Origin of the sequence: Leptospira ainlahdjerensis, assembly GCF_016919175.1 — a bacterium.
Classification (GTDB): domain Bacteria; phylum Spirochaetota; class Leptospiria; order Leptospirales; family Leptospiraceae; genus Leptospira; species Leptospira ainlahdjerensis.
Map to the genome: position 1 here is coordinate 17,883 of NZ_JAFFPU010000027.1, position 12,611 is coordinate 30,493.

Here is a 12,611-nt window from a genome sequence, read left to right on the forward strand (position 1 = left end):
CAAAGAATGAAAGGAAGCGATTTTTCGCAAAGGATTCGTTTCTGATATGTTCCATTGATTAAGATTAACTTAAACAATTCTAATGGAGTTTCACTCATGGACCTTTGGTATATTTGGCTCATCGTTCTGTTTTTTATTTTTTTCGCACTCATTGAAAAAGTCTTCAAAGCTAAAGATTATCCTCGTACGAAATTTTGGAAAGTTAGAGGGGTAATTTCGACTCTCTGTTATCTCGCCGTCTCCATTTCGGCGCCGTTGTTATGGGACGCATGGCTTTCGGAACGTTCTCTCCTGGACCTGACCGCGTTCTCTTTCTGGGTAACGATACCGATCGCATTCTTTTCCTATGAATTATCTCAATACGTCTGGCATAGAAGTATGCACACGTTCTCTCCTTTGTGGAGGGTCTTCCATCAGATGCACCATTCAGCGGAGAGTTTCGACGTCTACGGAGCTTTTTATTTTAGTCTTGCGGATATGATCGGATTCACTTTTTTAACGAGTTTTGCGCTTGTATTTCTTATCGGTGTTCCGGCTAACGCGGCGATTACGGCCGGTTTGATGCACACCTTCTTGGGGATTTTTCAGCACGTAAATTTCAAAACTCCAAGGTGGCTCGGCTTTTTGGTTCATAGACCTGAAAATCACGCGTATCATCACGCAAAGGATATACATTCCTTCAATTACGGAAACACCCCCTTTTTCGATTTTTTATTCCGAACTTTTAAGAATCCTGAAACCTTTCCCAATGATGTCGGTTTTTACGAAGGCGCTTCTCTGCGGATTCTGGAGATGCACCTGGCAAAGGACGTCTCCAAACCGAATCTAAAAGTATAAATTTATAGAACTCAAAAGCAGAATCGTCTCGGATACGGTTCAGCTTTTTTTCAAAGAAAGAATCAGCCGAACCACATCGCAATTTTTGAAACAAGACCTATACTTTCCAGGCGATCGTCCGACTTCACGATCTCGTAATGAGAAAAATTCACCGACTTTGTTTTTAGACGAAACTCGAAAGTAAAGCCGGGCCAGAGTGTCGTGTTTTTTCCGTTCTTGGTTCGATACCAACTCATACAACCGCCCGTATTCCAGATCGATTTTTCCAATCTCGATTGGATCTTTTCGTTATAACGATCCTGTGCTTCTTTTAAGACGTTGATAAATTTTAACTTCTTCCTGTTTAAAGAAAGAATACATTGAAGAGCGTAGTTGATCTGTGATTCGATCATCAAAACCATCGAACTGTGCCCAAGTCCTGTGTTCGGTCCTACGATCAGAAACATATTAGGAAAACCTGAAACGGTGGTTCCGAGGTAGGCTTCAGCCCCGTTCTTCCAGGCCTCGTTCAAATCCAAACCGCCGATGCCCTTAACCGGAAATGGAGCCTTCGCGTCCGCGGCCTGAAAACCGGTCGCCAAAATCAGCGCGTCCAGAGGATGTTCTACGCCGTCCTGAGTAAGCACACCATTCTCGCGAACCTCCCGAATCCCGCTAGTGACCACATCCACATTCTGTTTTTGTAATGCAGCATAGTATTCATTCGAGATCAAAACTCTCTTACAACCGATCGTAAAACTCGGAGTGACTTTTTTTCTCAGAACCGGATCCGAAACGTTTTTTTTGAGATAACCTTTGGCAAAAAATTCCAGAACTTTCATCAACCCCGGAAGGATCGTAAACGCGATCACTCTGAATTCCAACATCCAATAGATTGCAAAACGGAAAATCCATTGGGCCGGAGGAAAAAAACGAAACAAGGCCCTCTCGAAGCCGGAGATCGCACGATCCGGTTTTGAGATCACCCAAGGTGCGGTCCTTTGAAAGAGGGTCAATTTTTTCACTTCCGATTGGATCGCCGGGACGATCTGAATCGCGCTCGCTCCCGTACCGATCACGCCTACGGTTTTCCCTTTGAGATCGTAAGAATGATCCCATCTAGCCGAATGAAACATCTTGCCCTTGAATTTTTTCAAACCGGGAACGTCCGGTAAAACGGGACGACTCAGGCCCCCTGATCCGTTGATCAGAGATTTCGCCTTGTATGTATTTCCGTTAGAGGCTTTCACGTTCCAGAAACCGGATCTCTCGTCAAAGACCGCTGACTCCGCGGAAGTATTAAAATGGATCTGAGGTCTGAGATCGTATTTATCGGCGCAGTGATTGAGGTATTCCAAAATTTCGGACTGAAGTCCGTACATCCGGGACCAGTTCGGGTTTCTCTCAAAGGAAAAAGAATAGAGATGCGATTGAACGTCACAAGCCGCGCCGGGATAATGATTGTCCCTCCAGGTTCCACCTACGCCGTCCGCTTGTTCCAAGATCACAAAAGAATGAATCCCCTTTTCTTTGAGTCGGACTCCCATTCCCAAACCGGCGAATCCGGTTCCGACGATGACGGCGTCCAAGATCTGGTTCTCGGAAGTTTTCACTTTCGCTTTCTCTTCTTTCAAATTCTGAGTCATTTCCCAATTCTCCTCATTCGAATCGAAATCGTAGAAAGATCCCGAAAGGGTATCTTTCGTTTTTCGAAGAGAATCCTAACCGAGATGGAAGCTGAATTCGACCAGACTTATGATTTTTGACCGGAATAGGCTGATCGATTCCGAAATCAGAGAGGTTTTTTACGCGCGATTTTAGGTGCTTGTCCAAAATTTCAGAATGTAGGAACTCCAATAAAAGTTTAAGAATGAAAAACCTGTTGGAAAGTTGAGACTCCACTCAAGGGAAGATAGCTGTGGGGAACGCTGTTTTTTTTCGAGTTCGCCGAGCTCTGAAAGAGTTTTTTTCGACTTTGAAACAAGGTGTAAGTTCGAAGAAAAATGAGAAAGGGGGATTGTTGTTTGGCAGAGGAGGGTCGAAAGCCGAAAAACTTCCTTCCTTCTGAAAGAAAAAATCGTGCTCTGTTCCTTCCCCTTCCTCAAAAATTTTCATCTCGAAAAAACGGAAACATCCGCGACAACACTCCCCATCGGCCATAAGCAGAACCTTAGCCAAAAGTTGCATGGACGGAAGAAAATCAGTCGGAACTACGACAATCTTTCAGTGAAACGCGCGCGCCCCGCCCGATTTTCGGGTGGAGGGGCGGGTGGTGGAAAAAATTCCGCAAGACTTTCCTATATCACAAAATTCTAATCTTGCAAGCAAAAATCACCGTGTAGGAGCTCTTACAAGAGCCCTTCCTTGTAAGGACGATTCTCATTGCGGTTTCTCTCGACTCGTGGGAAAGGCGATGGCCATAAGGAATAGAATGAGAATTTCCGGAAAAATTCTAAATCATCCCAAAGGCAAATTCACGTTCCGTAAGAAGGATCGTCGCCAGTATCCAGTTTCAGTCGGAACTACGACAATCTTTCAGTGAAACGCGCGCGCCCCGCCCGATTTTCGGGTGGTGGGGCGGGTGGCGGGAAAAAATTCCGCAAGACTTTCCTATATCACAAAATTCTAATCTTACAAGCAAAAATCACCGTGTAGGAGCTCTTACAAAAATCTCACCTACGACGGCGTTCATTCTAAGCCCCACCTCAATTTACGAAAAAGGACTTACCTTTCAAAGAGCAGGAGGGAAAAACAAAAAACCCGTTTTAGTTATTTAAAAGAGAACGGAGAATTTCCCGAGTCGCTGAACCTGTCAGAGAAAAGTCGTGACCCGTCTCCTCTAAAAGATGTTCCGCTTTTTTTGGATCCAAAGTGGGAAAAATTTCCTTCATTTTTGTTCCAAGTTCTTTTTCTAAATCATATTCAGGATTCATTGTATATTCGGGACCGAACGTATCGATGATCGATGAATTGATCTCTTCCGAGTGGGAAGAGGCACGCTTGCCGACAAACTTCATCAACTCTCCGTTTGAAACGCCTTGGGGAAAGTTTTCGAATTCCTTCGTCAAAAATCCGGTCAAAGTAGAAGTCACCGGAGTTGGACTTTTGTAAAACTGAATCAAACCGTAAGAAACAAAATCCTCGTATAGAAAGTGACGATTGGTTACGAGTTGTGTGGACTTAGCCTTCATTTCCTTTTTAGCTTCTTTAGAAGAAAAGACAAACTTCAAGTAATAGAAAAAACCGGCGTCCGGAACCGCTTTAGAATGATAAGGCTGACCTATATCCTGAAGATAGTGACAGGCCCAGGCTGCGAATCTGTATCTCCAGTATTCGTGACCAGTTCTCCCCGCTAATTTGGAAAGACGGGAAAATAATTCGATACGATCCAACATCATTCCACCTTCCACGACCTCGGGTGCGAAGATAGAAATGAGCCAATTCTCATTCTGAAACTGAATGTGAAAAGGAGCCTTACTACCTTCTCCTTCCGGTTTACCGTAAGGTTGTTTACCGTATCCGTATTCAGTAATTCCCCAAAGACTGTGATCCATTCCCCAATCCGGTTCGTCGATGTACGTAAAAAGAACGGAGCGAATCGGCATCTTACTCCCGGTCTTGGAAATAAATTTCGCGGGTAAATCGGGCGTATCCGAAAGATAAGGAGAAACGGAAGAGAACGGAACATTTCCTTGTTTCATAGGAACGCTCGGAAGAACCCTTTCTACTTCCAGGAACTTTGTTTTAGGATTGAGCCGGGAAGCCCTTAAAAATTCCGGAACACTCGCCTGATCGGGGCGAAATTCAATCTTTTGAAAACGTTTCGACCCTCTTGCCAGTTCCCATTCCGCAAATTCGTCAAAGAGAGTTTTTAAAGAATTTTTCTCCTTTTTCACAAAGGAGTCTAGTGATTCGGTCGCCACTTCCTGAGAAGTAAAACTCATGCTCGGATGCTCCAAGGCACGATCCATAACAAGATAATGGGTTCCCCAGGAAAACAAGGTTCCGGGAAAAAGAAGAATGATAAAAAGAGCCGTCGCTTTTTTACCGAGGTTCGCGGTAGGAAGAATTGACTTTCCGGAAAACTTAGGATCATTCTGATTGAAAATAATATTCTTTTGATTTTGAATCATGGTTCTCTCTGTAATCTCTGTTCTTACCTCCAAAAATATAACGAAACAGAACGAACGCAATCAAAGAACGAAAATCCAAACCTTTCCGAGAAAGATCCGAGCCCTCCAAAACTTCCGTGACCGAGCGAGTCGAATTATAAATAAAAGCGAGGCCTTTCTTTGAAAAGTTCCCGTTTATAGAAAAGCGTTAAAACGCCGATTTTCCCCCTCTTTTTTGAAATCATAAACTTCTCCGAGAGTGTTAAAAAAAACTCCCTAAGAAGAAAGAAAACTTCGAAACCAGCCTCGTTTTTAAAACGAACTCGTAAAAAGATACAAACAAAGAAGGAAAGTAAAACAAGAACATCGGGTTTAGGAAAGACCTGATCGACTCGACAAAAAAACTTTCTCAAACAAGACAGGAATCGGGCGACAATTCCTTCCAATCCGTTTTCCAAAATAAAATCCGGTTAACACTCGATCGTTCCATTCTTTTCAAAGAGGACTCCATTTTTATTTTTTTTTCAAAAATCTAAAACGAATCTCTGCATTGGAAACTTAGGATCTCTTACGGAACTTTCTTTTTTTTTCGCCGCTTTCACAAAAAAAGATCGGCAAAAAAGGAATCAACACCATCAACCCGGGAATGAACGACTAACCTAACTAGCATTATGCGACACAGCCTGAAAAAAAATAAATTTGATCGGTTAGTGCTAAATAAGGAGACGGAGAGAGAATATGATTCAAAACAGAATACACGTTATGCATCTTCTAAAGAAGTTTCATACGAATTCGAAAAAAATTAAATCGATCGATATTTTCTCTCCAAAAACCTTGGGGATCTTTCGGCAACGAATTCTTTTTCATCCGAGATCCAAGTTTGCAACAGAACGATTTGAAAAATAAAAATGAAAAAATGAATGCACAAAGTTCGGGATAAATTCTACGAAAACAAAGAAAATTCGCAGAAGACAAGTTCCGTTCGACAAACAATAGATAGGAGTTTTCCGTTGAAAACAAAACAAACCAATTTTAAAATCGTATCCATGGCCTTGCTGATCGGACTTTTCATCGGCTTGTCCAACTGTGAAGAAGAGAAAAAGAACGACAATACTGCGTTAATCACCTTGGTAGCAGCCGCCAATGCCGGTCCAGCACAACCGGTGGATCTTCCTCAGCCTGCGGTAAACACGGCGATTCTAAAACTCGGGGAACAAGCCTTTGTCTTGACCGACTTGCAGCTTTGTCGTACCGGCCTTGGTGGAATCATCATTTCACAAACGGTAGCGACCCCCCTCCCTACTCTTAATATCCACGAAATTGACTTTTCTAAAACGGGTAGTGTCACATTAGGAGAAGGTGGTTCCGCCCTGGATATCGATGCGGCCGGCGGCACGTATGGTGCTGGTAAAAATGGAGTCAAAGGAAGTTGTTCCGCAACCGTCAAGGAAACCACTGCGACCACTTACGATCTGCAAGCCCTGGATTGTCCGATCACGAAGCAATTCCAAGCAAACAACATCCCCGATGTGAATCTTTCCTTCCGGGTTCGTTGTACAAAACAGTAATCTGTTTCAATCCCTCGATCGTACGATCGAGGGGTTTTTCTTTCTTTTATCATTCATTCCATCGTTTGAGAATCCATACACCGATCACGACCGCTACGATTTCAGTGCTCATGCTGAAATAGATATATTCGTTGACCGGGCCGTCCCAAAGAACTGTACAAATTCTTCCCAAAAAAAGGCCTCCCGCCGTTGTGATGGAAAGTAAAATCCCGGCTTGAACCCGTTCTTTTTTGAAGACCCCGAGTAATAGAAAGACTCCTACTCCCAAACAAAGTCCCCCATACATTGCGCGGAAGTCGGCAAGAGCCGAGGTTGTCCGAATTTCGATTCCGATCCAAGTGGCGAGTCGGGCCGGGAATAGAAAAAATCCGATCGCAAATGCTTCGTAAACGGCAATGTTTGCGAGAAGAAAAATTTTGGAAACGAGAGATAGAATTCGATCCTTTTCTCCGGGTCGATCCATCGTAAGACCATTGGTTTGCATTCCTACCATCCTGTTGACAAGCGCAACAAAGAAGATTGTGAGGCATTCTTCTCATTTCATCGACCGGAGTTATAACGGCTTACATTTTTTTTTGAAAACCTTTATAAAGTCTTACATGGAAACTGGAAAAGGATCGTTAAGAACGATAAGAAAGCGGCCGAGTCTGTCGGGAAGACTTGCGATATTCGACGGGTGTTTTTTGAGTGAACTTCAAAAAGGCTTCGTTAAAAGAGGAGCGGTTGTTAAATCCGACTTCCATTGCGATTTCGAGAACGGTTTTATCACTTTCCAAAAGTAGCCTCTTGGCCTCTTCTACCCGGGAATGATTCAGCCATGAAAAAAAACTTTTGTTGAGCTTACGATTGATCAACTCCGATAACTGATGAGTCGAAAGGGAAACTTTTTCCGCGACGGAAGAAAGGGAAACGTCCTCGTCCCGAAATATTTTCTCCTCTTTCATCATTCTTTCCAATTCAGAAAGAATGGAATCGACTTCCAATCCGCCGAGACGAGAGCGCGAATATTTGGATTGTACGAGTTCCACGTGGATCGTTTCTTCCAGATCGGCGTATTTTTTTCTCACGTAATAAACGAGACAAAGAGCAAAGCTGATCACCCAACTTGAAACTTTCAAAAAGAAGAATTCAAAACCGATCCCAAGAATTCCCAGAACGGCAACCGAAGAAAAATCGAAAAAACAGATCCAAATCAATAGCCTGAGTTTTTTTTCCTGAATGGAGGATAACATTCTCAGAATCAGAATCCCGAAAAAAAAGGAATACAAAGCGGCACAAACGGAAAGCCCCGTAAAAAAAAGTTCAGCTCCGTTCTGATTCGAAAAAGAACCCCCCCAAGGAAATGAATCCACTCTCGAAACAAAGAATAAAAGCGGAATCGCGACTCCTATCCCCGGCATAAGCGATATCCAGGTCGAAAAACGAAATCGAAATTCTTCTTCCACCATTGTCTGTACCGAAACATAAGCGAAGGGACCGATCAAAAAAAGAATGGGAAGACTCAAAAAAAGATAAAGGGAAGAATTTTGAAAAACCCCTTGAAACGTAATCGCATTCAAAAGTTGTAAAGTTCCGATCAGAATCAGGGTGATTGAAAAAAAGATCTGAAACCTTGTTCTTTTGGGAAATAGAAGTTCGGAGATCGCGAGTAAAAACGCTAAAAATCCTCCGAAAATTGCGAAAGCGTTTCCAAACCAATCCAAGTACACCATATCATTTCCGAAACGCGGATTGAGATTGTATAAAACTTACGATATCGGTCTCAAACTTCGGACCTAATTCTTGATAAACGAACTTGGGAGGAGAACTCACCTGTTTTAAGGCGTTACACCCCATTCTACCGCATTCTTCGGGAATGGAAGAAGCCCAGACCGCTCCCAAAACGGAATAGCCGTTGTCGTATTTTAGCGACGTCAACTGATTTAGATTTTTATCATAGATTTTGATTTCGGTTTCCGCCTGAAGGGAGGCGTAGCTTGGAATGATTCCAAAACTGATCACAGAGAACATCGATGAAAAAAGTTGAACAAAACTTCCTCCGAGATTTTTAGTGGTTTGAAAGGCCGGATTGTGGACTCCGACGACGTAGTAGTCCGCACCCACGTCCTTGAGTTTATAAATTCTTTCCTCTCCTTTTTTTTCAATGCTCGTAACGTAAGTAAGTTCCGTTACCCCGCTTTCCTTTACTTCGTTGAGATATTCCTGAACGAATTTTTTCACCTTCTCGGAGGGAACGTCTTTTCTAAATCCGAACGATCTCAGATCCGAGGCGTAAAACCCGTTCTGGAATTTGGAAACGGTTCGATCCGGATACGTCAGGTTCGCCGTATAAATTCTTTCCTGCGCGTTGGATGCGGTCATCTCGACGGAATAAGATCGGAAACCGAGATAGACGATTCTTACTTTGGATAGATTGGGAATCGCCGCGGTATCAGCAGGACTTTTCTGAACGTAATAATGGTAATTACAATCGAAAAGAAAGAAGAGTAATAAAGCAAAGAATCTAAATTTTGAAAAAGATTTCATATTGTTACCGGTCAGCGGATCAGAAACGCGGAATCCGCTGGTTCTGTAGATTCTTTGAAACGATTCAACTTGCAATCAAAAAGAAAAACGATTTTCTGTCGAATTCCCTTTTTTTAAAATCGGAGTTCGATTCCGAAATTCAAATACGGTATCTTATTTTTATTCGCTTCTAACGCCTGTTGTCCGTTGATATACATATATTGTGTCTCTGGATTGGCCCCCGGAACGTGCGGGACAAGGGGAACAAAAGCGCCCGGTCCGGAAGCGATTCGATTTCCAGTTACATTGACGAGTTCCAAATAAAGAGTCATTTTACCCCAATCCGTATGGATAAACCGATCAAAACGAATGTCGAGCTGTCGATAATGAGGGAGCCTAGCCGAACGCTGCATATCCGAATAAACCGGTTTATAGATCGGAAGAAACGAAAAAGAACTTCCTTCGGTTGCGGTGGTGGGAACCGGAGGTAAATCGGGAAATGCTTCCGCGATATTTTGACTTAAAGTCGTTCGACTAGATCCGGATACGGGAGTATATGCATAATTTGTTAAGTAGGTAGTTTTGATTCCGATCTGCCCCTGATCCGAAAATTTCCAGCCCAAGACCATCGAAAAGATATGAGTTCTGTCGAAGTCGTACAATTCTTCTTTTGAATTTTTGAGAAGAATATCGTAACTTCCGTCGTTGTAATAATTCGCGTAGTAGTGTTTTGTATCGTCTTGATAGAGCAATTCTTTCGAAGAACTTTGGGCCGACCAAGTTGTGTATTCCTTATCCGTCATGGTCGGGAGGTTACGATTTCGTTTTGTGAGGGATTTTGTATAAGAAAGCCAACCGTAAAATCCGGATTCTGCGCCAGGTTCTTTTTTTATAAAAAGTTCGATCCCTTGGGAATATCCGGTCATTGAATTTGAATAATTGAGTCGATTCGCGCGGAATAAGGATGGATTCGAATTCGGATTTATTGTCTCCCGAAATAAATCCCGGTCCCTGGAATACGGATCCATCGCATACGGATCGGCAACGGATAGATTGGAAAACGTATTTCTATATCCTTCCACTTTTACGTTCCAGACATTCCCGAGCTTCTGATCCCAACCGATTTCCATGTGATCCGACTCTTCCATTTTCAGATTTGGATTTCCGGTTCTCGCGGAATATCGACTAACATCGGTAGGCGCTTGGAAGTGTTTTCCGATTCCGGCAAAGATCCTGGACTGTGTGTACGGAATTTCCTTGCTGATTCCGAACCGAGGAGAAGTCCTCCATTCCTTAGCACGATCGTAGTAGTCTCGACGAACGCCTAAGTTTACGTTAAAATTGTCGAACTTGACTCGATTCTCGAGGAAATAACCAAGCTGTCTTGTTCCTACAGAATCCCCTTCCAATACCGCGTTTGTTTGTCGTGAGGAAAGAAGTTGTTTATGAAAGATTTCGTAATACGGATCGGGATTAAACTGACTAATTCTTCCCTTATAACCTGCTTCGACCTCCCGGTATTGTCCTCCCAAAACGACCTTCCAGTGTTTTTTGAGAAACTCCAGCTCGGAAACGTTTTCCAATTGTGTCATATTGTTAAAGTATTCGTTTTGAACGGTATGTACCCTTTCGAAAAGAGATAATAAATTCGCCTTTTTTGATACGTCCAATACGAGAGTGTCAAGTCCGTTTTCCGTGGTTTCCTGAAAGTAATTTCTCGAAACGTTTAGTGTATTCGTAATTCCGCCCTTCGGCTTCCATACGTGCGACATTCCATCCGTTCTAAAAATACGATCCAATCTCGCGGCGTCCGAAGGAGGCTGAAAAGCGGATTGCCCCGCTTCCTTAGGAGTATATTGACTATATTCCTTAAAAGGATATCGTTTATCCTTGGCGCCAAAAGTTTGGACCGAAACCGAATGTTTTTCATTGATATCCCAGCCGATCCTTGCCTGAAAATCCGTATAATCCGCCAAAAATGTTTCCGTCGGGATCAGATGGGGCACTCTTCCGAAGACAATGTTCGGATAGTATTTTTTACCGGAAACGGAAACGTTTAAGTCTTTTGTAATATTCTGGTATGCGTATATATCCGTCAGTAGCGCGTTTAAGTGGGCCACTCTGAGATTGGAATCTCTTTTCTGAAATCCCTCAACATTTACGATTCCTCCTGTCGCAAATCCGTATCGAGCCGAATAGGAACCCGAATACAATTCCATAGAACGAATCGCCTGATTGCTGATCACAGAAGTCAATCCGTCTGCGTGAAACGGATAACTCATCGGAAGTCCGTTGAAATAAAATTGATTGGCTCTGGTTCCGGCCCCCCTCATTACGAGAAAACCGGGCTCGCCGTTCGGTTTATCAGGACTGCCGGAATTTGCATTTTGATTCAAAGTTTGAATCGAGTTTTGAAAACTGGAACTTGTATATGTCTGAAACAGAGGAGTAATCCCCGGCATCGATTGAACCGCTTTCAGCGAGTCTCCAAATCCGCCCGGCATTTTCACCGCGTCTTCCTGATTCATCGTGTAGTTCGGTGGAGAGTCCGGCCTTTTCCCGACAACGTTGATTCCGTTCGCCAAGGGTTTGTTTTTTTGGATCCATTCCACATTTTTTTTATCGGAGTCTATCGTGATCGATCTTTGTTCCATGATCCCGCTCTGAAACGTTATCACTACGTCGTAGATCCCACGGTTTTCTAAGTCTACGGTCAGCTCCGTTTGATTTGAAAATTCAAAAACCTTAGAATATCCGTTTCCACGAATCCAAACTTCTTTTGGAAGATCCGATTTTGAAGCAGAAAACACTTTGAAGCGGAGAGAAGTTTTCGCCCATAAACTTTGCTTTGTATTCAAGAAAAGTAAGAATGAGAAAAAAAGTAAGATCCGGCTTTTTGAAACATTGAGATTTAGACCATGCTCTGGATTCAGAAATTTGCACATGTTCCCTTTGACCCAAATCGGTTCCACATTTTTCCGTTGAATTTCGATATTAAAACACCATGTGATTACTTGTAATATTTTAATTCTAAAAACTCCGGATTTCCCCAAGGTCAAAATCGGAAAATGAAAATAAGTGATTGTTGAAATTACGTCAAAGGTTTCACAGAATTTTATGCGAGTGTAGTGTTTCGCTTTGAACGCGGCCTCAGCCGCGAAAGATGAAATGGAAGAAGAGAACATAAACCATATATAGGCAAGTTTCATAGTAATACTCCATGCGGATTGTTCACGTTAGTTTTTTTACAATCTAAATACCCTATCCAAATCGAGTATAATGCCGGACATCGTTTCGTTCCTCTTGATCAAGACTTGATTCCAATAGGAAAGCTTTTGTTCTTAGAGATAAAGAAAAATGGAATCTTAGTTGAAATTTATCACAGCGTCCTGTGTAAAGATTCCGTTCTTTTCGGAATCGGATTAGATTTTTCCGTTATAGATGATTCGGCCTTTCATTCCCCGATCATCTATATTCGCTTTCGAATGCTAAATTACGATTTAAAACAGAGATGTCTCATAATTCCAACACCATCGCGAGCGATCGTGGCGATATACTGCAATGCACCACAATCCAATTTTGTAATGTATGGATTTCTAAAATACGGCGG

At 42.8% G+C, this 12,611-nt stretch carries 9 protein-coding genes; 3 read left to right on the plus strand and 6 right to left on the minus strand.

Annotated features, from left to right (window positions below):
* Positions 1 to 96: 96 nt before the first annotated feature.
* A complete protein-coding gene (locus JWG45_RS06855; RefSeq protein WP_205279021.1) occupies positions 97 to 837 on the plus strand; it encodes a sterol desaturase family protein in 741 nt (246 codons plus the stop codon).
* A 62-nt stretch (positions 838 to 899) separates the two neighbouring features.
* On the opposite strand, the gene JWG45_RS06860 is transcribed toward JWG45_RS06855, so the two are convergent.
* Positions 900 to 2,462 (minus strand): flavin-containing monooxygenase, encoded by a 1,563-nt coding sequence (locus tag JWG45_RS06860; RefSeq protein ID WP_205279022.1) that lies wholly within the window; start codon positions 2,460 to 2,462, stop codon positions 900 to 902.
* Between the two features lie 626 nt (positions 2,463 to 3,088).
* Here JWG45_RS06860 and JWG45_RS06865 point away from each other — a divergent pair.
* Positions 3,089 to 3,358, plus strand: a complete 270-nt coding sequence (locus JWG45_RS06865; RefSeq protein WP_205279023.1) for a hypothetical protein — start codon at positions 3,089 to 3,091, stop codon at positions 3,356 to 3,358.
* 223 nt (positions 3,359 to 3,581) lie between these two features.
* Here JWG45_RS06865 and JWG45_RS06870 read toward each other — a convergent pair whose 3' ends face one another.
* Positions 3,582 to 4,787: a phospholipase C/P1 nuclease family protein gene (locus JWG45_RS06870; RefSeq protein ID WP_232380567.1), complete on the minus strand. Its 1,206-nt coding sequence runs from the start codon at positions 4,785 to 4,787 to the stop codon at positions 3,582 to 3,584.
* A 1,151-nt stretch (positions 4,788 to 5,938) separates the two neighbouring features.
* Between JWG45_RS06870 and JWG45_RS06875 the strand changes: the two genes are divergently transcribed.
* A complete protein-coding gene (locus JWG45_RS06875) occupies positions 5,939 to 6,496 on the plus strand; it encodes a hypothetical protein (protein ID WP_205279024.1) in 558 nt (185 codons plus the stop codon).
* A 49-nt stretch (positions 6,497 to 6,545) separates the two neighbouring features.
* On the opposite strand, the gene JWG45_RS06880 is transcribed toward JWG45_RS06875, so the two are convergent.
* The 4 genes from JWG45_RS06880 to JWG45_RS06895 form a co-directional block, all read right to left on the minus strand.
* Positions 6,546 to 6,980 carry a DUF4345 domain-containing protein gene (locus JWG45_RS06880; protein WP_205279025.1) on the minus strand — a complete coding sequence of 145 codons (435 nt, stop codon included), beginning with the start codon at positions 6,978 to 6,980 and terminating at the stop codon, positions 6,546 to 6,548.
* Between the two features lie 136 nt (positions 6,981 to 7,116).
* Positions 7,117 to 8,208, minus strand: a complete 1,092-nt coding sequence (locus JWG45_RS06885; protein WP_205279026.1) for a helix-turn-helix domain-containing protein — start codon at positions 8,206 to 8,208, stop codon at positions 7,117 to 7,119.
* A gap of 1 nt (position 8,209) precedes the next feature.
* On the minus strand, positions 8,210 to 9,022 hold the full coding sequence (locus tag JWG45_RS06890; RefSeq protein WP_205279027.1) for an Lp29 family lipoprotein: 813 nt from the start codon (positions 9,020 to 9,022) through the stop codon (positions 8,210 to 8,212).
* A 113-nt stretch (positions 9,023 to 9,135) separates the two neighbouring features.
* The gene (locus JWG45_RS06895) at positions 9,136 to 11,946 is read right to left on the minus strand and encodes a TonB-dependent receptor plug domain-containing protein (RefSeq protein WP_205279030.1); all 2,811 of its coding nucleotides are present in this window, start codon (positions 11,944 to 11,946) and stop codon (positions 9,136 to 9,138) included.
* Positions 11,947 to 12,611 lie beyond the last annotated feature (665 nt).